At 66.9% G+C, this 23,549-nt stretch carries 16 protein-coding genes and 2 pseudogenes; 8 read left to right on the top strand and 10 right to left on the bottom strand.

From position 1 onward, the window contains the following. Positions 1–2: 2 nt before the first annotated feature. The 3 genes from scpB to OKW41_RS27950 form a co-directional block, all read right to left on the bottom strand. Positions 3–1,055: an SMC-Scp complex subunit ScpB gene (gene scpB, locus OKW41_RS27960; RefSeq protein WP_429574626.1), complete on the bottom strand. Its 1,053-nt coding sequence runs from the start codon at positions 1,053–1,055 to the stop codon at positions 3–5. Positions 1,056–1,430: 375 nt separating this feature from the next. Then, positions 1,431–2,651, bottom strand: a complete 1,221-nt coding sequence (locus OKW41_RS27955) for a pyridoxal phosphate-dependent aminotransferase (RefSeq protein WP_429574625.1) — start codon at positions 2,649–2,651, stop codon at positions 1,431–1,433. A gap of 190 nt (positions 2,652–2,841) precedes the next feature. Next, positions 2,842–3,744 (bottom strand): LysR substrate-binding domain-containing protein, encoded by a 903-nt coding sequence (locus OKW41_RS27950; RefSeq protein WP_429449081.1) that lies wholly within the window; start codon positions 3,742–3,744, stop codon positions 2,842–2,844. Between the two features lie 403 nt (positions 3,745–4,147). Between OKW41_RS27950 and OKW41_RS27945 the strand changes: the two are divergent. Continuing rightward, positions 4,148–4,543, top strand: a pseudogene (locus OKW41_RS27945) (transposase); the annotation flags it as partial. A 335-nt stretch (positions 4,544–4,878) separates the two neighbouring features. Next, positions 4,879–5,130, top strand: coding sequence for a hypothetical protein (locus tag OKW41_RS27940; protein WP_429449079.1), 252 nt, complete (start codon positions 4,879–4,881; stop codon positions 5,128–5,130). Between the two features lie 370 nt (positions 5,131–5,500). Here the strand turns inward: OKW41_RS27940 and OKW41_RS27935 are convergent, their stop codons facing one another. Then, positions 5,501–5,824, bottom strand: coding sequence for a hypothetical protein (locus OKW41_RS27935; RefSeq protein WP_018418368.1), 324 nt, complete (start codon positions 5,822–5,824; stop codon positions 5,501–5,503). Positions 5,825–6,089: 265 nt separating this feature from the next. Here OKW41_RS27935 and OKW41_RS27930 point away from each other — a divergent pair, with 265 nt between their 5' ends. The 3 genes from OKW41_RS27930 (at position 6,090) to OKW41_RS27920 (ending at position 7,739) form a co-directional block, all read left to right on the top strand. Then, complete coding sequence (locus tag OKW41_RS27930) at positions 6,090–6,809, top strand: YdcF family protein (RefSeq protein ID WP_429449077.1); 720 nt, start codon at positions 6,090–6,092, stop codon at positions 6,807–6,809. Positions 6,810–7,007: 198 nt separating this feature from the next. Next, a complete protein-coding gene (locus OKW41_RS27925; protein WP_018418370.1) occupies positions 7,008–7,247 on the top strand; it encodes a hypothetical protein in 240 nt (79 codons plus the stop codon). Between the two features lie 234 nt (positions 7,248–7,481). Continuing rightward, complete coding sequence (locus tag OKW41_RS27920) at positions 7,482–7,739, top strand: hypothetical protein (protein WP_008923870.1); 258 nt, start codon at positions 7,482–7,484, stop codon at positions 7,737–7,739. 80 nt (positions 7,740–7,819) lie between these two features. Here the strand turns inward: OKW41_RS27920 and OKW41_RS27915 are convergent, their stop codons facing one another. After that, the gene (locus OKW41_RS27915) at positions 7,820–8,110 is read right to left on the bottom strand and encodes a putative quinol monooxygenase (RefSeq protein WP_429449074.1); all 291 of its coding nucleotides are present in this window, start codon (positions 8,108–8,110) and stop codon (positions 7,820–7,822) included. 625 nt (positions 8,111–8,735) lie between these two features. Here OKW41_RS27915 and OKW41_RS27910 point away from each other — a divergent pair. Beyond that, entirely contained in the window at positions 8,736–10,031 is a 1,296-nt protein-coding gene (locus OKW41_RS27910) for an EAL domain-containing protein (RefSeq protein WP_429576494.1), read from the top strand. Between the two features lie 12 nt (positions 10,032–10,043). On the opposite strand, the gene arfB is transcribed toward OKW41_RS27910, so the two are convergent. Then, complete coding sequence (gene arfB, locus OKW41_RS27905) at positions 10,044–10,448, bottom strand: alternative ribosome rescue aminoacyl-tRNA hydrolase ArfB (protein WP_429449072.1); 405 nt, start codon at positions 10,446–10,448, stop codon at positions 10,044–10,046. 179 nt (positions 10,449–10,627) lie between these two features. Between arfB and OKW41_RS27900 the strand changes: the two genes are divergently transcribed. Further along, positions 10,628–11,269 (top strand): VC0807 family protein, encoded by a 642-nt coding sequence (locus OKW41_RS27900; RefSeq protein WP_429574624.1) that lies wholly within the window; start codon positions 10,628–10,630, stop codon positions 11,267–11,269. A 55-nt stretch (positions 11,270–11,324) separates the two neighbouring features. On the opposite strand, the gene OKW41_RS27895 is transcribed toward OKW41_RS27900, so the two are convergent. The 3 genes and pseudogenes from OKW41_RS27895 to recC all read right to left on the bottom strand — a co-directional run bounded on the left by OKW41_RS27895 (position 11,325) and on the right by recC (position 20,527). Continuing rightward, entirely contained in the window at positions 11,325–13,415 is a 2,091-nt protein-coding gene (locus tag OKW41_RS27895) for an AAA family ATPase (RefSeq protein WP_429574623.1), read from the bottom strand. Further along, positions 13,412–17,137 carry an exodeoxyribonuclease V subunit beta gene (recB, locus tag OKW41_RS27890; RefSeq protein ID WP_429574622.1) on the bottom strand — a complete coding sequence of 1,242 codons (3,726 nt, stop codon included), beginning with the start codon at positions 17,135–17,137 and terminating at the stop codon, positions 13,412–13,414. Before recB ends, OKW41_RS27895 begins: the two co-directional genes overlap by 4 nt. Continuing rightward, positions 17,134–20,527: pseudogene (gene recC, locus OKW41_RS27885) on the bottom strand (exodeoxyribonuclease V subunit gamma). The gene recB and the pseudogene recC overlap by 4 nt, the downstream one beginning before the upstream one ends. A gap of 213 nt (positions 20,528–20,740) precedes the next feature. On the opposite strand from recC, the gene OKW41_RS27880 reads away from it, so the two are divergent. After that, positions 20,741–23,257, top strand: a complete 2,517-nt coding sequence (locus OKW41_RS27880; RefSeq protein WP_429449063.1) for an FUSC family protein — start codon at positions 20,741–20,743, stop codon at positions 23,255–23,257. A gap of 19 nt (positions 23,258–23,276) precedes the next feature. Here OKW41_RS27880 and OKW41_RS27875 read toward each other — a convergent pair whose 3' ends face one another. Beyond that, positions 23,277–23,483: a hypothetical protein gene (locus OKW41_RS27875; protein ID WP_429449061.1), complete on the bottom strand. Its 207-nt coding sequence runs from the start codon at positions 23,481–23,483 to the stop codon at positions 23,277–23,279. Positions 23,484–23,549 lie beyond the last annotated feature (66 nt).

Here is a 23,549-nt window from a genome sequence, read left to right as displayed (position 1 = left end):
CGTCAGGCGCTGCGCGACTCGGTTTCGTCGTCGGTCAGAAAGCCTGCGTCCTGCGCGGCATCGCGGCGATCCTCGGGATCGTCGTGCGCCGCCTCGATCGGGTTCGGCTCGGCAGCGTGCTCCGTATTGCGAGCTACGCCCGAGCCGTGCGCGGGTGTTGCCGGATCGGTCTGGGCGACCGGATCGTAATGCTGTGCCGAGCCGGCGACGCTGGCATGCGCTGCCGTGGGTGCCGGTTCGGGCTGTTGCTGCGTGTCATGCGGCGCGCTCGACGCGTCTGACGCACTCGACGCATTCGTCGTGCCGTCCTGCCCGGTCGCTTCCGCAGGGGGCTCCGGTTCGAGCGTCGACTCGGCCACCGTCTCGGGCGGCGCTGCTTCAAATCCCGACGCGGCATGCTGCGCCGCTTCCGGCGGAGCCGGCTCGCCAGCCTCACCCGTCATGTCGTGCCCGGCATCCTGCACCGGCTGCTGCATGCTTTGCGCGTCGCCCTCAGCAAACTCGATCGCGTGCTGACCCAGCAGATCCGCGTTCAGTTGTGCGGACGGATCGGCAAGCGGAGGCAACTCGTCAAGCGCCGTTAGGCCAAGGTCATCGAGGAACTGGCGCGTGGTCGCATACAGCGCCGGACGCCCCGGCACGTCGCGATGACCGATCACCTCGATCCAGCCGCGATCCTCGAGCTGCTTGACGACCTGCGTATTCACCGTCACACCGCGAATTTCTTCGATATCGCCCCGTGTCACCGGTTGCCGGTAGGCAATGATCGCGAGCGTTTCGAGCACCGCGCGCGAATATTTCGGCGGTTTTTCCGGATGCAGCCGATCCAGGTACGAACGCATCGCGGGCCTGCTTTGAAACCGCCAGCCCGACGCCAGCCCGACCAGCTCCACACCGCGCCCAGACCAGTCCCGCTTCAGGTCTTCGAGCAAGGTCCGAACAGTGTCTGCCGACACGCCGTCGGCAAAGAGCTTGCGCAATTCGCCGAGCTTTAACGGCTCCTGCGCGCAGATCAAGGCAGTCTCGAGGACGATCTTCGCCTCTTGGGTATTCATGCAGCTAGGTCAGACCCTGTGGTCAAAGAACCGGATCAAACAGACGATGTGGAACTGAAGACGCGCTCGCCCGATTCTGATCGGTCATATTGATGGGAGCACGCACCGGGGGGTGGCGAACAGACTTATCGAGCCAGACCCAGCCGGACGGAGCGGCGATATTCCTGAAAGGAATCGCGTGACTGAGCGCCATATTACGCAAAAACGACCGGGGCGTAAAGCCGTGATCTGCCGTGCATCTTCTGCTGCGGCGCCGACCGGTGTAGCCGCGCCCGCCCGGGTCGAGTCGACAGCAAGAAGATTCTCACGATTCGCGGCTTTTCGCCGCTCGCGGTGCGTCAACACGAAGCGCGGGGGGCGTACGAGACCGCATGATCAGGCCCCGGCGTGGCGCGCCAGAAACCGCGTCAAGCGCTCGACGCCGGCATCGAGCCGCACCGTATCGCACGCATAGCACCAGCGCACGAACCCCTCGCCCTGCGGCCCGAACGCGCTGCCCGGTGCCACGCCGAGCCCGACCTCCCGCACGATCGCCTTGCACAAATCGAGACTGCGCGTCGAGCCCGGCATTGAGAAGAACAGATACATCGCGCCCAGCGGGGCCTTTACATCGACGCCGGGAACCGCCGACAGCGCGCGTACCAGATGATCGCGTGACGTCCTCAGGTCGCGCACCAGCTGCTGTGTAAAACGCTCGCCCTGCTGGAGCGCCGCGATGCCCGCCTGCTGCACGAACGACGGCGCGCACGACGTGTTGTACTCGACCAGCTTCGCCAGGTCGTCCATCAACGCGGTCGGCGCGACGATCCAGCCGAGCCGCCACCCCGTCATCAGCCAGGCTTTCGAGAACGAATTCACGCAGATCACGCGTTCGTCGCGTGTCGCGAGGTCGAGAAACGATGGCGCGGTGCGCACACCGGCCGCCTGGGCGGCGTCATCGCCGGGATAGTAGAGCCGCTCATAGACCTCGTCCGCGACGATCCAGATGCCGTGCCGCCGGCAGTGTTCGAGCACGCTGCGCTGGTCGTCGCGATTCATCACCCAGCCGGTCGGGTTGTTCGGCGAGTTGATCATCAGCATCTTCGTGTCAGGCGTCAGCGCGGTCAGCAATTGCCCGACGTCGAGCTCCCAGCCGCGTTCGCCGTAGCCGAGCGCGACGGTTTCGACATGCGCGCCGAGAATCTTCGGGATTTCGACCAGATTCGGCCATAGCGGCGTCACCGCGACGACGCGGTCGCCGCCGCCGACCACCAGCTGCGCGGCGAGCATCAGCGCGTTGACGCCCGCGCTCGTGACCGCGACGTGCTCGGGCGACGTCGCCCCGTGCAACTCGCTGACATAGCCCGCAAGTGCCGCGCGCAATGGCGCGATGCCGAGATTGTGCGTGTAAAACGTCGCGCCGGCGGCGAGCGCCGCGCTCGCGGCGTCGCGAATGAATGCGGGTGTGACGCGATCGGACTCGCCGAACCAGAACGGCAGCACGTCGTCGACGCCGAAACCGGCGTTCGCGACTTCACGGATTTGCGATGGACGCAGCGCGCGTACGACGTCGCGCGCATTCGGGATGGAGGGCACGGGCAGGTCCAATTCGCTCATCGAGGCTTCCGGGTGGGTGAAGGATAAGAGGCTCGAAGCGCAACCGCGAAGGCGTGCGCGATGAAGATGGTAGTTTAGCGCGCCGGGTAACCGGACAGCGGCGCGGCGAGTAGCGGCAGGCGGCGTGTGGGCGGCGGGCAGCGCCCGGCGCCGATCCACCAGTCGAACGGATCGCACGCGATCCCGCCCGTTAATTCAACTCCTCGGCCCGGCCCGGCAACTGGCGGATCAGATTCCACACCGCCTCGGCCGCGGGCGACAGCGACCGGTCGCGCCGCCGCACCAGTTCGACGAGGCGTTCCGCGCGCGGCACCAGCGGACGCGCGACCAGCGACGCCCCCGCCGGCAGCGGCAGCGCGAGCCACGGCAGCACGCTGATCCCGACGCCCGCCTCGACGAGCCCGAACACCGTCGCTGAATGACCGAGTTCCTGCACCACGGTGGCGTTCACGCCCTGCGCCTGCATCACGGCATCGATGAGGGGGCGGCTGCCGGACGCATAATCGAGCATCACGAGTTGCTCGCCGTCGAGGTCCTTCCACGTAACCTGCTTGCGCGTGGCGAGCCGGTGATCGTCACGCGACACGATGCAGAACGAGTCCGTCATCAGCGTCTCGCTGAGCAGATCGTCGTCGGAGAACGGGCCGATGATCACGCCGAAGTCCACTTCACCCGACTTCACCTTGCGCACTACGTCGCTTTGCACGTCGTCGCGCAGCCCAAGCGTCACATAAGGAAACTGCTGTCCACACGACGCGACTACGCGGGGCATCAGCCGGCACGCGACGGTCGGGCTCGCCGCGACCACCACGCGTCCGCGGCGCTGCTCGCCGATTTCGCGGATCTCGCGCAACGCGTCGTCGAGATCCCCCAGCAGTCGCGACACACTCGCCACGAGGTTGCCGCCTACGTCGGTTAGTTGCACTTCGCGCGTCGTGCGATCGATGAGCTTCAGGCCGATCTCGCTTTCGAGCTCGCGCACGCAGCGACTGACCGCCGACTGCGTGAGGCCGATTTCGGCGCCGGCCCGACTGAAGCTTTGCAGGCGCGCCACCTCGATGAAAACCCTGAGCTGTCGCAGCGTCACATTCATTTGTTCACCTCATTAATAGCGCAGCTTGATGCGCATTGTACGACCAAATACATGCGGCATAGCACCGTCCACGTGGCCGCTGCAATGCAGCAAAAAAGCGCGAACGCACGCCGGCCGGGCTTATCTGCCCCAGATTGGTGATTGTCCCGATTTGCGAGATGGGTTTTTTGGATTCTTATACGGCCCTGGTTGGCGCCCGCGTTGGCCCGCCGCCACGGGGCTTTCAGGCAATCGGCAGCAGATTGGCACACTTCGTGCGTTGAGAAACGCACAGGGAGGGCGCCATGATTTCCGATGGCAATCCGTGGCAAGCCCGTCCCCTTTGGCACTCGCCTATCGAGTGCGTGAAGAGTGCGCGGCGCGGGGCAGCGCACCGGAGTTAGCTTCGCTGAGGTGAAACATGATGCTGTTCGACGATTTGAGAGATAACGAGTGGGCGCTGGTCGAGGCTTTGTTCTGCGCCGAGCCGGCGCGCAGCGAACGGCGCGGTCGACCGCGCGTGGAAGCTCGGGCGGTGGTCAACGCCGTGCTTTGGGTGTTGTCGACAGGCGAAGGCTGGTCCAAGTTGCCCGGCCGCTACCCGTCCCCCCCGACTTGCCGCCGGCGCTTCGACGAGTGGCAAGCCGATGGCACGCTCGCTGAAATTGTGAAACGGCTTGGCACGAGCGGCCGCGAAATCTCGCTGCGCGGCCGGATCGGCGCAACGGCCGCGAAACCGCCGGCACCGCCGAGCCGCGACCGCCTACGCGGCGCGTTCTGGACCAATCCGGAATCGTGGCGCGCGCCGGTCAAGATGGCCTGACGCGAAACTACGCGGTCACCGGGCGCCTGTAGGCGCCCGGTTTTTTATCCAGCCGACTTTTCCACGATTGCGTGCGTGCGCACGACCCGCCAGCATTTGACGGTCGCCGCGAGACGCTGTCTTCTCCGCTTCGCGCGCACCTTTCGTCGCGCCTCCCGCACGACCGCCACAGCGCTCCTTGCGCGCTGCCTCAGACTGCCAAACTACCCGATAGCTCCGGGTGAAACATCCATTTACTATTAATTACAGCGTGCTTTCGTCCCCCGGCATACCTTAATGCTTATGCAAACAGGCCTTGAGTCGACGGACTCCAGGTTGAGGGGGATTTCGGAATGAAACCAATGTCACTGCTGTTGTGCGGCATTGTGCTTTCATCGATGGCCGCGCCCGCAATTGCGCAACAACGCCCGCAAGGGTGGAACTGGCGCCCGGACCGCCAAGCCACGCTGGAAGCGTGGCAGCAAAGCGAGGCCCATAATCGAGATTTCACGCCGCCGACGCCGCGCGGCGATCTGCGCGGCGATATCGCCAGCAATGTGCGGGCACGGCCCGATGCGCCGCGCGAGGATCAGCGGCGGCGTTGATTTGCTAGGTCGCCGCCCGGACGGCGCGTCGCGCAACGGTGCCCAGTATCTTGCATTGCACACTTACGATCGGGGAACCACCGGACGCGGCACCAGTCTGACTCAACGCCATTAGCACAGCGTGGCAGTAGTAATTCCGGTATGCCCGTATCTTCGTGATACGGGCTTTTTTTCGCCCTCGAGGCGTTGATGGCATGAAACGCGCGCAACGGCAACGACCTGCGCGGATCGCGTCGCCGCCTCGTCGATGGGAAGCCGAGATTCGCCCCCGGACGCGCACGGCGACCGGTCGACGTTAGCGACGGCCCGCCGAGGGGGTGACAGGCCCGGGCGGACAGTGACTCAGTTCAGATAAGCGATGAACCTTGAGCTAAGATCTGACTTCGGCTGTCGCGGCGGACTGCGGTTCGGCCGCGCCGAGAACATAATCGTTCATGCGTTGCGCTGTCCATGTGAGCAGACGCTCGTCGTGCTCGAGCCGCGCAAACTCCGCTTTGCCGCGTTCGGTGAGCACGGCGATGTCGACGGGAGCATGAAAGCCTGGCGCCGGTGCGACGGTTCGCTGACGAACGGTGTCCATCAGCCCCAGCGCGCGAAGATATTGGAAGACACCCGGCCTTCTGGCCCAGGGAACCTGACGATATTGCGCTCGCCGCAGCGCTTCAAGTACCGCTTCGTTGGAATACGTGGTCATCTCACTTCTTTCTTAAAGTGCAGCTATGACACATTCATGCCCACGCGTCACTGCGCCACCGGCGACGCGCGTAGCACCCGCTCCTGGTCGGAAGCTCGCCGCCTGTCTGACAGCGGATTTCCGCCAGGTGCTGCCTGGTCTCGTTTTCGGAACCCCCGTCAGAACGGCATGTTAGCGTTCTCTCCATGAACCGACGATGCAACCGCCGCGGCGCGATGGCAGGCCCGTGGATTTGTCCCGAAAGACATACGTTACCCCATTTAAATTGATTCTATTCACTTTATTAGCGCTTTTTTTTGCAGCAATCGTGCTATGGAAACGTGCGCGCCGGCCGCTCATCGTCTGCATGATCGCGCTGTTCTGGCTGCTCGCGGCCGGCTGGCTGACCGCGCCACTGCTCGATCTGGCGCAGCCGCAACGACAGAGCGCCACGGCCGCCACCTTCGCGCCACGCACCGCGATCATCCTGCTTGGCGGCGGCACGGTCTACGACCACGACCACGTGCTGGTGCCACCGCGCGACGTACTTTCGCGCATTGAGGTCAGCGCACAGAACTACGCGGCCTGCAAGCGCACGGCGAGCACGTGCCGCGTGATCGTCAGCGGCGGCAATCCGCAGCGGCATAGCGCGACCGAAGCCGACACCTACCTGCCCTATCTGCTGCGTCAGCAGGTGGCGCGCTCGGACATCGTGCTTGAGCAAAGGAGCCGCACGACCTATGAGAACGCGCGCAACGTCTCGGTTATTGTCGGTCAATCACATTACGACACGTTGATACTCGTCACCTCCGCGTATCAGATGCCGCGTGCGCTGCTCGATTTTCAGCGCTTCGGCGTCGAGCCGCAGCCGCAGATTTCGAGCGCGCGGCGCGCGCGGATCGGCGTGCTGCCGCGCTTCGCCAATCTCGTGGCTGCGGAGATAGCGTTGCATGAGCTGATCGGCCTCGCGCAATTTCACCTGTATCGCGCGATCGGCTGGTTCTGACGAACGATGTAGGCCGCTCCGCTCTCGCATTCGAGGACGTCGCGGTTTATTCAACCAGCGTCCAGCTATTACAAAATGTAACAAGTGTTGAGCACGGTTACAAAGCCATCGGCTGGAGAAGAGTTTGCTCGATAGAATGCATTGTCTTTCCCACTGGACAGGCAATACTCGGTCCACCACCATTCTACGGAGGTAACGATGAAGAAAGTGTCCATGGCGATCCTGGTTTCCTTGTGTGCGGCAGCCGGCGCGGCTTACGCGCAGGACAACGGCATCACGACGAGCACCGATCCGGCGAAGGCCGCCGACGTCGAGCAGCGTGCGCAAGATTTGCAAAACCGCGAGCAGTCGATGGGAAGCGCACCCGCCGCGCCGGCCAAGCATCACAAAATGGCTCCGCATCATCCGAAGAAGGGTGCCGACGCGTCGGGCACCTGAGCGACTTCGCGGATCTCGCCTCGCGGTCTCGTCGTGAAGGTGAAAAAGCCGAAGCTGGCAGCGCCGGTTTCGGCTTTTTTATTCGTGCGACCCGCTCGCTGCTGGCAAGGCATTCCGAGCGCGCACCGGCTTGGCAAGCCGCCGGCGCTCTGCTCTCTGTATGCTAAAGTCGCGCACCGACCGGCGAGCCGCCGGCATCCCCTAACCCGTGCGCACCCTGGTGCGGAGGACAGCATGAGCAACATCCAGCTTGATATCGAATGGACCGAAGCAGCATCTCGCAAGATCGAAAAACTGATGCCGCGTGGCGGTCAGGAAGCGTACCTCGCGCTGCCGCCCGTCGAATGCCTGCCGATGGAAGGCGACGTGCTGTTTCTCGGCCCGGCTGGCAAGCAGCAGCCGTTCATTGTCGCGGAGCGCCAGTATCACCATGACGGCGACGCCGACTGGACCATCATCCTGATTCTGGATGTCCCGCAAGCAACCCACTGATCGCTGACGGCGCGCCGGCGGCCGCAGGGCCGCCCCACCTGTCCAGCGTGTCCGCGCGCCGCTGACGCCCGCGCCCGAATTCAGGCGATCTTCGACACCACGCGAATCTCCGCGTGCTCGATCCAATCCGCGGCCGCCTTCTTATAAGCCTGGATATGCGCGGATTTCGCATGCGCCGCGAGCGCATCCTGGCTTTCCCACCGCTCGATGAACACGAACCGGCGCGGCTCCTGCACGTCGCGGTGCAAGTCGTACTGCAGTACACCCGCTTCTTTGCGCGTCGGTCCGACGATGCCTTCGAGGGCCTCGCTCAACCGCTCCTCATGTCCCGGTTTCGCCACCGAAATTGCGACCACCGCGATTTCCGCCATGCCCGATCTCCTATTTTCGAAAATCAGCAGCATACCCGCCGATCGCTGAACCTGCCGGCGAGGGCGCCGGCCAGCATAGCGACGCACGAATCTCGCCTCTGCCCGCCATGCCGCGCCACCGTCACGTCGCGCCAGAATCCGCCCGGCAGAGCAGTGCCAAGCCCGCCGCTCGAATGGCCACATCGGCGCCTACAGCGGCACTAGCGTGTGAGCACCGTCGGCGCCTGGAGTTTGGCGGGCGACCTCTGGGCGCCCTGCTACCCTCGGCGTGGTACGGTAACTCATTGCGATTGAGAATCGGTTTCGCGCGTGGCAAGCGCGCGGGACGCTCCGGCGCATTACCGCAACGGATTGTCGCACGGCCGTAGGCAGCCGTTTTGCAGACGATTTTCGCGCCCATGCGTTTGTGATAACCCGCACATTGTCGCGCGCTGCAAACTGCTAGACTCATTTTGACCAATTCGCCGGAGTCCAGCGTGGCTGGTACCGCCCTCCGTGTTCGCGGGACGCGTTCGTTTCGTTCCGGCGGCGCTTCGGGTGGGCGAGCGCTACGCGCCGAATGGGTTTGCGTGCCCCTTCATTCCCTTGCCGCAACGATCCCATGTCAGCTCTCATGCCCGCTTCTATGCCATCCGTCAGCGAATTGACCGTGAGCGGCCTGCTCCCGCACCTGGTCCGCGGCGAGTCGGGCTGGACCGCGACCTGGCGCGCGTTGACATTGCACAGCGTGTTCCAGCCGGTGCTGTCGGTCACGCATCAGTGCGTGGTCGGCTACGAGGGGCTGTTGCGCGCGTTCGATCCGGTCGGTCTGCCCGTCTCGCCCGAAGTATTGTTCTCCGGCACGCGCACGGCCGCCGAAGCGCGCGAACTCGATCGCATCGCGCGCTGCCTGCATGTGGCGAACTTCATGGAGCAAGGCATCAGCACCGGGTGGCTGTTTCTGAACACGCGCCCGCAGGTGTTCGAAACCGGCTGGCCGCAGCGCGCTTTCATCGACGAGTTGTCCGCGCATTTCGGGCTGCCGCAGGAGCGCATCGTGATCGAAGTGCTCGAGCAGCCCGCCGACGATGAATCCGCCGTCGCCAGCATGCTCGCCGCCTCGCAGCCGCGCGATTTTCTGATCGCGATCGACGACTTCGGCACCGGCTTCTCGAACTTCGATCGCGTGTGGCGCTTTCGCCCCGACATCGTCAAACTCGACCGTTCGCTCGTCGCGCGCGCGGGCAAGCGCGAGGGCGACGAATCGATGATCAGCCATCTGATCGCGATGCTGCATCAGTCGGGCACGCTCGTGCTCGCCGAAGGCGTCGAAACCGATGAAGAGCTGATGATCCTGATGCAGGCCGACGTCGATTTCGTGCAGGGGTTCTGGTTCGGTCAGCCAAAGAGCAGCGTGCTGGCCGCCTGCACGAAGGTGCCTGCGCTGGTCGCGTCGATCTGGAGCAAGTTCGCCGAGTACGAGCGTGCGCACGCCGGCCACCAGCGGCTCGGGTTCGAGGGCTTCGCGGAAGCGGTGCTGGCCGCCGTCGACACCTACAAGGCGACCGGTGACCTCGAACAGGCCGCGCAAAAGGTCTGGCATCTGCCCGAAGCTCGCCGCGTGTTCCTCACCGACGGCCTGGGCGAGCAGACCCAGCCTTCGGTGACGGCGGCGTCGGTCCCGCCGCCTCCGAAGCGGCTCGCGCCGCTCTACACGGAGACGCGCAGCAACTGGTCGCGTCGCGCGTATTTCCGGCACGCGCTCGCGGCGCCGGGCCGCGTTGCGATGATGGGGCCGCATTATTCGCTCGCCGATGGTCAGGACTGCTACACCGCGGCGATCGCGTTCGAGCGCGACGGCACGCACGTGCTGTGCGTCGACTTCGTGCCGGAGGCGTCGCCGCCGGATGTGCGCACCGGCAGACGCGGCGCGAGACGTTAGCGACCCACGCCGCTACTCGTGCGCGCGGCCGCGCCCCGACTTGACCTCGCTGCGCCTGGCCTTGCTGTCGAGCCGCCGCAGGTTCGACGCGCGAGTCGGCCGCGTCGCGACCCGATGCTTGCGGGCCACGCTAACGCTTTCGATCAGTTCATCGAGCCGCGCGAGCGCCGCCGCGCGGTTCATCTCCTGGGTCCGATGCTCCTGCGCCTTGATGATCACGACGCCGTCGCGCGTGAGCCGGTGGTCGGACAGCGCGAGCAGACGCATCTTCAACACTTCCGGCAGCGACGAGGCACGCACGTCGAAACGCAGATGGATCGCGCTCGACACCTTGTTGACGTTCTGACCACCCGCCCCCTGCGCGCGCACGGCGGTCAATTCGATTTCGTTGGGCGGGACCGGATAGCGGGATGTCATGGGTGGTCGGGAAGGAAGATGCGTCAGTGTACAAGCGCTCGACGCGAGATGCCCGAACTCGCGGGAAGGCGGCGGAGCGCCCGGTGCGGCACCGGCTCGCGAACGCTACGAAAAAAACCATTTGCGTCGGCCCGACCGGTTCATCGATACTGGTTCTTTCGCTTACGGCGTAAATTCATATGAAAATCCGTCCCGGTTTCGTGCTCGAACTGGCCGTCAACTTTCTGCTGCCGTGGCTTGCTTACCGGCTCGCGTTGCCGCGGGTCGGCGAGACCGGCGCGCTGATCGCGTCCGCCGTGCCGCCGCTCGTGTGGAGCGCGATCGAGCTCGCGCGCTTCAGGCGCGTCGATGCGCTCAGCGTGATGGTGGTGGCGGGCATCGTGCTGTCGGTCGCGGCCATGGCGCTCGGGGGCAGTCCGCGCATGCTGCTGTTGCGCGAGTCGCTGGTGTCCGGCGCGGTCGGCGTCGTGTTCCTGCTGTCACTGCCGATGCGTCGTCCTCTGATCTTCTACCTCGCGCGCGCGACGGTCGCGCGCGAAATGGAAGGCGGCGCCGCGCATTTCGAGGCGCTATGGCGCGAGCGCCCCGGTCTCGCCACCGCGATGCGAACCATGACGCTCGTGTGGGGCATTGGGCTGACCGCCGAAACCGTGCTACGCGCGTGGATGGCGCTGACGTGGCCGATCGAACGCTTCCTCGTCGTGTCGCCCTTTATCGGCTACGGCATCTACGCGGGACTCGCGCTGTGGACACTGTGGTATCGCAGGACGATGCGCAGCCGCGTCGAGGCCATCGAGCGGGCGAGCGGGGTTGCCGGTTGAGCGCCGCTCGCACCACAAGTCCGCCACTTCGCTTTTTCTGCCTGCTGCCGCGCGATCAACGCGATGCTTCGCCAATCCGCGCGGCCAGCCCCGAATCACGCTGCGTCGGCGTCGCGATCGCCTGCGCGAGCACGGCCCGCGCGCCGATCACCTCGACGCGCTCGCGCGCGCGAGTAATCGCCGTATACACGAGCTCACGCGACAACACCCGGCTGAACGCCGACGGCAGCACCAGCACCGCTTGCTCGAACTCCGAACCTTGCGACTTGTGGACCGTCAGCGCGAACGCGGTGTCGTGCGGCGGCAGCGCGGCCGGCGACACCGCGCGCACACCGCCGTCGCCGGTGCGGAAGTACACGCGCAGCGCGCCACCCGCGCCCGGCAGCGTAATGCCGATGTCGCCATTGAACAGACCCAGCGCGTAATCGTTGCGCGTCACCATCACCGGACGTCCGGCAAACCACTGCGCGCCGACCGCGAGCGTGACGCCCGCGGCGCGGCGCACCTCAGCCGCCATCGCCGCATTGACCTGATCGACGCCGCGAGGTCCGAGCCGCGTCGCACAGAGGATGCGGAAGCGGTTGAGCGCGTCGAAGAGCGGCACTGGATCGGGCGTATCGACGGCGAGCGCCCTGGCAAGCGCGTCGGCGTACGGCGCGAAGCCGCCGGCAAGTCTTGCGGTGGTGCGCTCGGCCAGCGTCGTGTGAGCGTCCTCGTGCAGCGCCGCGGCGCAGACCTCGGTCGGGTCGATCTGCAATACGTCGAGCGCCGCGCTCGGTGAGCCGTTGCGAATCGCGACGGACAAACGGCCGATCGGCGACTCGAGGCCGAACCGGTAGTTGCGCTCGAGCCAGACGACGCAGTCCGCGAGCGGGTTGCGTTCGATCGCCGATCGCTTATCGCGATCCGCCTGCTCGTCAGTCACCGATGTCACGCCGTCACCGAACAGATCGCCCGACGCGGGTGACTCGAAGGTTTGCGGCGTCTCGGGCGGCGCAAATAAATCGTCCAACGGTGTTTCATCGACTTCACGCAACGCGCGCGGCAAAGCCCGCGCGAGCCGCGCCTCGTCGATGTCGAGCGCCTGCGCGACCCATTGCAATCCGCGCGCGCTCAACGCCGGCCGCGCGCTGAGTTCGGCGAACACCGCGCCGGCTTCGACCGCGGCGAGCTGGTCCTTGTCACCGAGCATCACGAGCCGCGTTTGCGGCCCGATCGCGTCGAGCAGATGCGTGGCCATCGCCACGTCGATCATCGACGCCTCGTCGATCACGACCACGTCATACGGCAACGGATTGTCGCGATGATGCCGGAAGCGCCCGCCCGGCCCCGACCCCAGCAAGCGATGCAGCGTGTACGACGTCTGCGGCAAACGCGCGGCGAGTTCGGGCGGCAGGTCGCCCGCGCGCGCGAGCAACGCTTCCTGCATCCGTTGCGCCGCCTTGCCGGTCGGCGCCGCCAGCGCGATGCGCAAATCGGCGCGCGCGTCGAGCAGACACGCAAGCACGCCGACCACGGTCGTGGTCTTGCCGGTTCCCGGGCCGCCGCTGACGATCGTCAGCCGCCCCGACAGCGCCATCACGGCCGCGACGCGTTGCCAGTCGACGTCGTCGTCTCGCGGCGGACCGAAGTAGCGCAGCAGGCGTTCGCGCAAAGCGGCGGGGGCGGTGTCCGCGTCGGCCTTCGCGGTGCTCGCCTCGCCCGTCGCATGCGCGACCAGGGCGTGGGCCAGGCGCCGCTCGTAGTCGTAGTAGCGCGCGAGATAGAGACGCCCCTGCGCGTCGACCACGAGCGGGCGCAACGCCGCCGCGCCCGCCGCGTCCGCCGCGCCATCGCTTGCCATGCCGCTCGCGAGCAGCGCCGCGCGCACTTCGGCGCTCGACGCGTCGAAGCGGCGCGCGAGCGTCGCGAGCGGCACGCACACGTGCCCTTCGGCGGTCGCGCGGCTCGCGGCGAACGCGCCGCGCGCGGCCCACTTCACCACCTCGGTCGATGCGCCACCGCGCCGCGCGAGCATGCCGATACGGCGCGCGAACCCTTCGGCCAGCGCGATGCTGAAATCGGCCGGCGCGGGCAGGTTGACGCCGATGTCTTCGAGCCCGAGCGACGCGGCCGTGGGCTCATCAAGCGTGCCGGACGTGCTCATGCGCCACCTCCGATCATCGCCGCGTCGAGCAGCGCCACCAGTTCGAACGGCGCACGCCGCCTGTGCACACCGGCGGCACCGTCGACATCGCGCCAGTCGGGCCGCACGCCGCGCACGAACAGATACAGGTAGCCGCCGATATGCGTGTCGTATGCATAGTCGCGCACGCGCGTCTTCAGATAGCGATGCAACGCGACCGTATAAAGCAGCGCCTGCAGGTGGTACGCGTGACTCGCCATCGCCGCTTCGAGCGGCGCGGCCGCGTAGTCGGCGGCGGTGTCGCCGAGATGGTTCGACTTCCAGTCGACGATCCAGAAGCGGCCGTCGTGCTCGACGATCATGTCGATAAATCCTTTGACGAACCCGCGCAGCATGCCGGGCTCCAGCGCGACATCGGGATAGCCGTATTCGATCAGCAGTTCGCGCAGCGCCGGAAAATCCAGCGACGGGGCCGCGAACAGAAACTCGAGTTCGTTCAGGCGCCGACGCGGATCGAGCCGCGCGAGCGTCATGCCCGGCACGAGTTCGGTCGAGACGACGTCGGCGATCAGCCGATGCATCATCACGGGCAAGCGCACGGCGAGCTCGGGCGCGGCCGGCGCCGGACGCTCGCGCAGCGCGCCGCGGATCGCGTCGGGCCAGGTGCGCGCCTCGGTGAAATCGGCGAGTTCGAACATCCGATGCAGGCAATCGCCTGCCGCCGCGCCGCGCGGGAACGCGAGGATGTCGTCGTCGGCATGCGCCGGGGCGCTCGACGCGGCGAGCGGCGTGAGCAGCGGCGCGGAGGGTAGCGCATCGGCGATTTCATCGTGGTCGGGCCGCACGTCTTCCTGCGGCGCGTGCGCGTGCGCATCCCCGCTCCTGCCGCCGGCCGCGATCAGCCCGCTGAAACTTGCCATGCGCCACTGATCGCGCAACGGCCGCCGATTCGCGCGCGCGTGCAGATGCGCGCCCTGATCCCGCAGACTTTCGAGCGGCACGCGGCGCGTCACTTCGGGCAGCGCCCGCAACGTGACCGGTCCGCCCGCGAGCGCCTGCCAGCTCGCCGCGAGCGCGGCTTCGTCGGGCGGCTCGGCGAGCCAGGCGTCGAACGTGTGGCCGCTGCCGCCGACGAGCCAGTTCAGCACGCTGCGCCGCGACTCCTTCGTCGAGCGCGACGACAGATAAGTGCCCGCGACCAGGTAGCAGCGATACACCGCGCGCGTGAGCGCCACATAGACGAGCCGCGCGCGTTCCGCCGCCTGCTCGCGCACCGCGTAACGCGAGGCGCGCTCGGCTTCCTCTTCGTCGCAACCGTAGTGCAGCACCGCGTCGCCGCTGTCGTCGTGATACTCGCGCGCGTCGGGCAAGCCCGACGAGGGCGGCTCGCGCAAGCCGCCATCGTTCAGGAACGGACAGAACACGACCGCGTATTCGAGTCCCTTCGATTTATGGACCGTGACGATCTGCACGAGATTGCGATCCGACTCGAGCCGCAGTTGCGCCTCGTCACCGCCGCCCTGCTCGCGCTGCGCGGCGAGCCAGCGCAAGGTAGGCGCGATACCGGGCTGGGTGGCCGCGCGCGCCTGTACGAGCTCGGCGAGATGGTTCACGTTGGTCAGCCGACGCTCACCGTCGACACCCGCGACGAGCCGCTGCGCGACGCGCAGCTCGCGCACCAGCGTGCGCCACATCACCGCGAAGCCGCGTTCGTGCCACAGCATCCGGTAGCGCGAAAAACGCTCGACCCAGCCCATCGCGTCGGCGACGTCGAGCGCCGGCGCGGGTTCGTCAACGGCCGCGGCCGCGGGCGCATCGGCGACCTGCGTGAGACGCCACAGCGCGGCGGCATCGAGCCCGAGCCAGTCGGTGGCGAGCGCGGCGCGCAGGCGACGCAGATCGCCGGGCGTGTCGATGGCGGCCAGCACGCGCTCGATCTGCTCGGCGTCGAGCGTCGCGAACACCGACGCCTGCGCAAGCTCCACGCTGCCGACGCCCCACGCCGCGAGCACGCGTTTGACGAGGCTGCCCTGCTTGTGCGTCTGCACCAGCACGGCGATATCGCCCGGTGCGAGCGGCTTGTCGCCGATCGTTACGACACCTTCGCGCGCCCCTCGCAAAAGCCGCACGATCTCGGCCGCGCACGCTTCGCTCGCGGCGCGCTGCGCGCTGCGTTTGTCCAGCGGCGTTTCGCCGCGCGGCAACGTCCAGATGCGGAAATCGCCGCCGCTCGCGTCGGGATCGGCAAACGGCGCGCGGCGCCGCTCGCCCGCACGCACTGGCTGATAGTCGAGCCCATCGAGCACGAACGCCTGGCGGTTCGCTTCGAAGATCCGGTTGCACGCCTCGACGATCGGGGCGGTCGAACGCTGGTTGACCGCGAGCGTGTAGCACGCGGACGCCGACTCGCGCGCCGCGAGATACGTATGCAGATCCGCCGCGCGAAAACTGTAGATCGCCTGCTTTGGATCGCCGACGAGGAACAGCGGTCCCGCCGGCGCGAAGATGCGGCTGAAGATCGCGAATTGCAGCGGATCGGTGTCCTGGAACTCGTCGATCAGCGCGGCCGGATAGCGGCTACGCAATGCATCGGCGAGCCAGGGATGCGCGGCCAGTGCGCGATACAGATTCGCGAGCAGATCGTCGAACGATACAACGCGGCGCGTGCGCTTGCGCGCCACCAACTCGGCCGGCGCGTAGTCGAGCCATGTCTGCACCAGCGCGAGCCAGCGCGCGCGCTGGGCGGCCTCGGCGGCGACCACGGCCGCGGCCAGCGCGTCGGCATGCTCGAAGAACGGATGTGCGGGCGGCTCGAACTTGACCCTGGTTGCCTTCTTCAACGCCGACGCCGTCAGCTTCAGCGCGGCGCGCGGCGGCGGCGCATGGCAGTCGCCCTGCGCGAAGTAGTCGGTCCACGCGGCGATCGCGGCGCTCACGTGATCGGGCTTGTGCGTGGTCTTGCTCAGGCGCTCCTGTGCCTCGGCCAGTAGCGCGACGATCGCGTCGCGTTCGGCCCGCCAGATCGCGCACGCGACATCGAAGCCGGCCTGCGGATCGGCGCTTGCGCCGGCCGCGTCGACGCTGCCCCAGCGCAATTGCGCGAGCGGCTTTTTCAGGCGCCGTGCCAGCTGCTCGTCGAGCGACGCGGGACCGGCGCGCTTGGCCACCAGCCACGCGGCGAACGCCGGATGCGCATGCGCGACCGGCTCGACCTGCTCGCGCCAGAAATCGGCGGCGAGTTCGAAACGCAGCGCCGCGTCGTCGGCTTCCATCTCGAACGCGAATGGCATCGCGGCGGCGAACGGCGCTTCCTGCAACGCGCGCTGACAGAACGCGTGGATCGTGTGGATCGCGGCCTGATCGAACGTGCGCAGCGCGCGGCGCACGACCTTCAACGCGGCCTCGCGCTCGATACCGCGCTCGGGCGCGAGCGTCGTTTCGAACAGCCGGCGGACGAACGGATCGTCGCCGTCGTCGTCCATCTCGATCGCGCGATGCAGTTCCGCGAGACGGCCGCGTATGCGCTCGTGCAGCTCCGCGGTCGCGGCCTTCGTGAACGTGACGACGAGAATCTGATCCGCGTTCAGGTTCTTTTCCAGCAGCAGCCGCACGTACAGCGCGCAGATGTTCCACGTCTTGCCGGTGCCCGCCGACGCTTCGATCTGGTTCACGCCGTCGAGCGGACATGCAAACACGTCGAGTTCGTCGGCGGCGAGGCTTTGATGGCGCAGCGCGTCGCTCATGAGGCGCTCCGCAAATGCTGGATCAGTGGCTTGAAGACGATCGCGGCGAGGCTGCCGAACGGTTCGTCGAGCGTGAGCGGTGTGCCGCGCAGCGCGATGCGCAACGCGGGGTCGTCGGATTCGCCGCGCACGCGGTCGTTGATCCACACGCCCTGCGCCGCCGATTCGCTTTCGCTGACCCTCGCCCATGCGCTTTTCGGGAAAAAGCGCAGCGGCAGCCGGCGGCCGGCATTGAAGAGCGCAGCCAACGGCGCGAGTTCGTCGAGCGGAGCCGCGACGGGCGCCAGCTCGAAGCTCTCGCCGCTGCCGTGCCATACGGTGCGACGCGGGCCGTCCGGCTGCGCCGCGCAATAGAACAGATGCGCGAGCCACGCGGACAGATAGTCGCGCGCGCTGGCTTTGGCATAACGAAAGATCACTTGTCCCGTTCCGGTCAGCAGGTTCAACGTGCCGCGCAATTGCAGCGGCGTTTCGGCGGACTCGCGCAGCAGCGCGTCGTAGTCGCCAAACAGGGAGACGGCGCTGTCGGTGCCATCGCCGCCTTGCGGCCAGCGCGGCGAGACGTCGAGCACGAACGGCAAACGCTCGACGCCCGCGGCCACTTCGCGCCGCACGCTTTGCGCCAACTGCCGCAGCGCGGACAACTCGCGCGCGCGCCACACCGCGCCGGTCGCGCCGCCGGGCAACTCGGGGCTCGCCTCGGCGACGCGCTGCACGCGGCTATACATCACCTCGTCGTCGGTGCCGGCGTCTAGCAGCACCGGCAGCACGCGCTCGGCGAGCGCGTCGCGGCCCGCATAGTCGAGATCGAACGGCTCGGTGTCGAGCAACTCGCCCTGCGCATCCGACAACGCGATACCGAGCCGGTCGCGCAGCAGTGCGCGCGCCGGATGACGCCAGAAGCGCACGAAGTCGTCGAACTCCACCTCGTGCATATCTTCCGGCGGCAGCGGTTGATCGAAGAACGGCGTGGCGGCCGCATGCTGCGGTTCGGCAAGCAGCGTGGCCAGTTCGGCGCGATCGGCGTCGTAGGTGAACAGGTCGGGCTTCGCCGCGAAGTAGTCCGACGCGAACGCCTGCAACGGATGCTCGACGATGAACTCGCGCCGCGCGCTGTCGACCTCGGCCGGACTCGCGTCCTCGCCCGCCGACACCTGCGCGAGATGATCGAGCAGTTCGTCGACGAGCGCGGCCGGCGGCAGCGGCGCGTTATCGCGAATGCTGCGGCCCGTGTAGGCGATGAAGAGCCGCTCGCGCGCGGCGAGCAGCAGATCGAGGAACAGATTGCGCTCGTCGTCGCGGCGCTGACGGTCGCCGGCCTTGCCAAACGCGGCCATCAGATCGAATTCGTCGGCGCGTGCGAGCGACGGCAGCACGCCGTCGTCCATGCCGAGCAGGCAGACCACGCGGAACGGCAAACCACGCAAGCTCGTCAGCGAAGAAAACGTCACGCTGCCCCACGGCACGCCGCCGCGGGCGGGGTCGTCGAGCGCTTCGGTGAGCGCGGTGCGCACCACCGACGCCGGCAGCAACACATCATGCGCGCCGGCCTGCATCGCGGCGCTCATCGCATCGAGCGCGTCGCGCACGGCCGCGAGCGAATCGGCGAACTCGACGCCGCCGTCGAAGCACTGCCCGAGCGTTTCGAGCAGCAGTTGCGACCAGTCGGACGGCGTGCGCTCGATCGCGCAGCTCGCCGCGAAGCTGTCGATGTCGTCGACGAAACGCGACAGACGGCCGAGCAGTTCAGCATCCGAACCGCCCGCGCCTTCGACCGGCAGCCACGCATCGACCGGCTCGCCGCCTGCCGGCATCGCGTAGCCGAGGTACAGGCGCGTCAGCGCATCGGCGAACGTATGACGCGCGACCGGCACGTGTTCACCCAACGGTTCGAGCGGCGCGAGCCCGCGCCGCGCGCCGGCGGCCGCGAGCCATTCCTGCGCGGCTTCGAGCGAATTCGCATCGATGCCGTAGCGCACCGCGACCGCATCGACGCGCAGCCATTCGATCAGATCCGGCGCGCCGACGCTGCGCTCGGGCAGCGCGAGCCAATCGAGCAACAGACGCGCGACCGGATTGGCCTGCGACGGCGGCAGGCCGGTAATGCGGTACGGAATGCGGCGCGTGTCGCCGGCTGGCGTGGTGCCGAACACCGCATCGATCAGCGGACCGGCCGCCGCGAGATCGGACACGGCGACCAGCACATCGGACGGTTGGAGATCGTCGAACTCGTCGAACCAGCCTAGCAGGCGATCGTGCAGCACTTCGAGCTGCCGCGACAGGCTATGGCAGACATGCACCTCTATGCCGCGCTCGATCGGCAGCTCGCGGGCATCGGCTTCATCGCGCAGATCGAGGATGCCGTTCTGCACGGCGGCGAGCCAGCTCGGCTCCGGGTTTTCGGTGAAATCGCCGGTCTCGGCCGATGCGGCGCTTTCGGTCAGCTCATGCAGCATATGCAGCTGCGCCTGAGTCTGGCGGCCCCATTCGGCGAGCAGCGGATGACCGACTTCCTGATAGTCGAGCTGCCCCGCCGCGTCGAGTGCCTGCACGCGCCCTTCGCTGACCACGTCGAACCAGAACTCGCGGCACGGGTTCATCACGTACAGACGCACGTCGATCCAGCGCGACAGCGCGCGCAGCAACGCGATATGCAGCGGCGGCATGGTCGGCAGCGCGAACACGCTGACCGCCTCGGGCCATCGCGCGTTCGAGATCGCCTCGAGATCGAGCGCCGCGATTTCATCGAGGAACCGATACGCGGGCGGCAGCGCGGCCGCGGATGTTTGCGCATGACCGCCGGCTTGCGCGAGCTCGGCAAGAACCGCGCGCCACAGCGCCGCCTGCCAGCGCTCGTCCTCGCGCGCCGCGTCGCTCGCGCCGGTCAGACGCGGACCGGTGTCGTCAGCCGCGCCGCTCGCGAAGATCGAGCCGCCCCTTGTGCCATTGCAGCAGCCATTCGGGGCGATAGGTCAGATAGTGATCGAGCACCGTCGCGACGCGCCGTGCCAGCTCGTAGCGCATCGACGCGTCGGCCGCATCGAGATAGGTGCGCAGACGCGGCGACGCGTTCCACGGCAGCGCTTCGTCTGAGTCGCCGAGCAGCCGGTAGCAGCGCCACACGAGCCGGTCCGGCGCGAACGGCGAATGCTTCGGCACCTCGATCACGCCGCCGATCTGCGCCCACAGCCATTGCGCGAGATAACCAAAGTTAACGCTCGCGCAGATGCCCTGGCGCGCGGCGATATCGAGCTCGAGCCGCCGGCGCACGGCCGCGCTCGGCACGATCACGGGCCGCGCGGTCCACGGGTCGGACGGCGCTTGCGCGAGGTTGTCGAGCAGCGCGCCCACCAGCGTTTCGTAGCGGTTCGAGTAGAAGAGCTGAAGCATGGATTCCAGATCACATTTGGCACGCCGATGGCCCGCGAGCGATGCGCGCGAGCCACGGCGGACATTGAAGCGACAGCATAACAAACCAATCCCCAGGGCATAACCTGGCCGAATGGACGAGGTCAGAACGTGCGCAAAATCAGTTAGACTCGACGGCAGTTTCGCGCTGTCTTTCCAACTGCGGTTTTCTCAGTGAATGGATTCAGGTAGTCGATGCGCTATTCGGTCGAAATAAGAAAATTCCTTTATAGCCAGTACTTTTATGGCGGCCTGCGCATCGCGGTCGGCGTGTCGTTACCGGCCATCCTGTGCCTGATCGTGTTTCACAATCGTGACCTCGGCTTCACGATCGCGACCGGCGCGCTCGGCGCTTGCGTCGTCGACATGCCGGGCCCGCTCAAGTACAAGCACAACGAGATGCTGGCCTGCTCGGTGATCGGCTTTCTGTCCGCGCTCGCCACCGGCCTCGCCACCGTCAATCCGATCGCGCTGTGGTGCACGGTCGTGCCGCTCACGTTCGTGCTGTCGCTAATCGTCGTGTACGGCAATCGCTGGCCGCAGATCAGCTTCGCGACGCTGTTCATGATGATCATGACGCTGGTGGAGCACTTCACGCCCTTGCAGGCGCTCGTCAACGCGTCGTGGATCCTGCTCGGCGGTCTCTGGTACACGTACTGGTCGACCTTCGTGAGCCGCTGGATGATGCATCGGATCGAGCAGCAGGCGCTCGCCGAAAGCGTGTTCGCGTGCGCGGACTATCTGCTCGCGCGCGCCGCCTTCTACGATCTCGACAACGATCTCGACGAGTGCTATCGCAACCTCGTCGACAAGCAGATCTCCGCGGTCGATCGCCAGGACGCCGCGCGCGACATCGTGCTGCGCAATCTGCCCAAGTTGAAGCGCGGCAAGCTCGAACCACGCCGCGCGATGCTCTACAACCTGTTCATCAATACCGTCGATCTGCACGAGCTGTTCGTCGGCGCGCAAACCGATTACACGCTCGTGCGCAGCACGTTCGGCGGCTCCGATCTGCTGGTGTTCTATCGCGATCTGATCCGCAAGGCGGCCGAAGATCTCGAGGAGATCGGCCTCGCGGTGCTGCAGAACCAGGCGCCGCGCATGCGCGTGAACGTGAAGGCGGAATTGCGCGCGATCGAGTATGAAATCGAACTGATGCGCAAGCAGGAGTTGCCGACGCAGAACCCGGAGGCGTATTCGGCCGTGTCGTCGAATTTCCGCCGCATCTGGAGCGCCACGCGGCTGATCGACAAGATGCGCCGAAGCCTTACCAACGAGCCGGGCCCGACCGAAACCGAACTGCGCATCGACCAGGCGCTGAGCCGTTTCGTGTCGAGCCGGCGCGTGCCGTTCGGGCAGATCCTGTCGAATCTGACGATGGCCTCGCCGAGCTTTCGACACGCGTTGCGCGTGACGATCGCGGTCGCCGTGGGCTTCTGGCTCGGCCGCCTGCTGCCGCTCACGAACGCGTACTGGATCGTGATGACCACCGTGATCATTCTGAAGCCCGGCTACTCGCTGACCAAGCAGCGCAACGGGCAGCGGATCATCGGCACGCTGATCGGCTGCGCGGCGAGCATCGCGCTGATCATCTTCGTGAAGGAGCCCCACATCCTGATGGTCGTGATGTTCGCGTCGATGGTGATGAGCTACAGCCTGCTGCTGTTCAACTACACGGCGAGCGTCGTGTTCACGTCATCATATGTGCTGCTGCTGTTCCATCTGCTCGCGCCGGGCAGCATGCGCATCATCGGCGAGCGCGCGATCGACACCGTAGTCGGCTGCGCGATCGCGATCGCGGCGAGCCACCTGTTCCCGTACTGGGAGTACCGCTTGATGGGCAAGCTCGTCAACAACATGATCAGCGCGACGCGGCAGTATCTCGAAGCGAGCTGGTGGTGGAGCGGTAAGCCGGCCGCGGCGGTGGTCGCGGCCGTGACCGAAGCGGGCGCGCGCGCGCCGGCGGCGGCGATGGCGGATCCGGCGATCGGCTTTGGCGGCCCGGCGCTCGCCGTCGCCGGAGCCGGAGCCGAAGTGGCGAGTGGCGTCCGTGCGCGCGGCGCTGGGCGCGCCGGCGTGGCACAGCCGGTCGCCGACGCCAATGCCGAGGCGAACGCGGGCGAGGCCGGCCATGACACCACCACCATCCGCAACGCGACCGCGCGCCCGGCAAGCGGTGCATCGGCCGCCGCTGCCGCCGCGGCGACCGCGCTCGACCGCGATTACCGTTATCGGCTCGCGCGCAAGAACGTTCACGTTGCGTTCGCGAATCTCGGTCAGGCGTTCCAGCGGATGATGCTCGAACCGAAGTCCGCGCAGAAGTTCGTGCCGGAGTTGAACGGTCTGCTGGTGCGCAGCCATGTGCTCGCGTCGCAGATCACGGCCGCCGCGCCGCTGTTGCGCACTTCCGCGCAACAGCAGCACCAGGTCGAGGATATCTCGCTACAGCCGCTGCAGCGCGCTTTGAGCCTCGTGCGCGACAACCTGAGCGCCGCCGAAGCCGGCACCGCGTTGCCCGCCGAGCAGGGCGAGCAGATCAAACTGATGAGTCGCGAACTCGATGCGATGGTCGTCGAAACGGAGAAATCGCCGGACTATACGGCCGATGCCGTGCATGACACGAAGCTGCTCGCGCATCAATGCAAGCAGATGCTCGCAGCGTCCGCGCAGATTCGCAAGGACGCGAGCATGATCCGGCTACCGGAGGAGTGAAGCAGGAAGCGCGCGGGCGTTATTGCGCGGCGCCGCTCGCCGGTTTCATCGCGGTGGCCGCCGCAGCCTCCGAGGCCACCGGCGGCACCTGCGTGGGCTGGCTGTCGAACTGGTGCTTTTCGCGGATCGCGTTATAGAACAGCGTGGCAATCACCAGCAGGATCGCCACCACGATAAAGACGGAGATGCCAAAGGTCGGATTCTTCTTGCGCAGCGGTCTGGTCATGAAGCGGGCTCGATTCGCGAAGCAGTCGCGGATGGGTCGGAGAAGGCGGCATTCTACGCCCAGTGG

The organism is Paraburkholderia sp. UCT70 (assembly GCF_050434085.1).
Taxonomy (GTDB): domain Bacteria; phylum Pseudomonadota; class Gammaproteobacteria; order Burkholderiales; family Burkholderiaceae; genus Paraburkholderia; species Paraburkholderia tuberum.
This window is presented reverse-complemented; position numbering and strand designations above follow the sequence as displayed.

Excerpts from the sequence above, each read along its gene's own strand:
- OKW41_RS27935 (WP_018418368.1), bottom strand. The coding sequence starts at position 5,824 with ATGACCACGTATTCCAACGAAGCGGTACTTGAAGCGCTGCGGCGAGCG.
- OKW41_RS27910 (WP_429576494.1), top strand. The coding sequence starts at position 8,736 with ATGCCATCCGTCAGCGAATTGACCGTGAGCGGCCTGCTCCCGCACCTG.
- OKW41_RS27895 (WP_429574623.1), bottom strand. The coding sequence starts at position 13,415 with ATGAGCACGTCCGGCACGCTTGATGAGCCCACGGCCGCGTCGCTCGGG.
- OKW41_RS27915 (WP_429449074.1), bottom strand. The coding sequence starts at position 8,110 with ATGGCGGAAATCGCGGTGGTCGCAATTTCGGTGGCGAAACCGGGACAT.
- OKW41_RS27925 (WP_018418370.1), top strand. The coding sequence starts at position 7,008 with ATGAAGAAAGTGTCCATGGCGATCCTGGTTTCCTTGTGTGCGGCAGCC.
- OKW41_RS27950 (WP_429449081.1), bottom strand. The coding sequence starts at position 3,744 with ATGAATGTGACGCTGCGACAGCTCAGGGTTTTCATCGAGGTGGCGCGC.
- arfB (WP_429449072.1), bottom strand. The coding sequence starts at position 10,448 with ATGACATCCCGCTATCCGGTCCCGCCCAACGAAATCGAATTGACCGCC.
- OKW41_RS27920 (WP_008923870.1), top strand. The coding sequence starts at position 7,482 with ATGAGCAACATCCAGCTTGATATCGAATGGACCGAAGCAGCATCTCGC.
- OKW41_RS27880 (WP_429449063.1), top strand. The coding sequence starts at position 20,741 with ATGCGCTATTCGGTCGAAATAAGAAAATTCCTTTATAGCCAGTACTTT.
- OKW41_RS27955 (WP_429574625.1), bottom strand. The coding sequence starts at position 2,651 with ATGAGCGAATTGGACCTGCCCGTGCCCTCCATCCCGAATGCGCGCGAC.
- OKW41_RS27900 (WP_429574624.1), top strand. The coding sequence starts at position 10,628 with ATGAAAATCCGTCCCGGTTTCGTGCTCGAACTGGCCGTCAACTTTCTG.
- recB (WP_429574622.1), bottom strand. The coding sequence starts at position 17,137 with ATGAGCGACGCGCTGCGCCATCAAAGCCTCGCCGCCGACGAACTCGAC.
- scpB (WP_429574626.1), bottom strand. The coding sequence starts at position 1,055 with ATGAATACCCAAGAGGCGAAGATCGTCCTCGAGACTGCCTTGATCTGC.
- OKW41_RS27940 (WP_429449079.1), top strand. The coding sequence starts at position 4,879 with ATGAAACCAATGTCACTGCTGTTGTGCGGCATTGTGCTTTCATCGATG.
- OKW41_RS27875 (WP_429449061.1), bottom strand. The coding sequence starts at position 23,483 with ATGACCAGACCGCTGCGCAAGAAGAATCCGACCTTTGGCATCTCCGTC.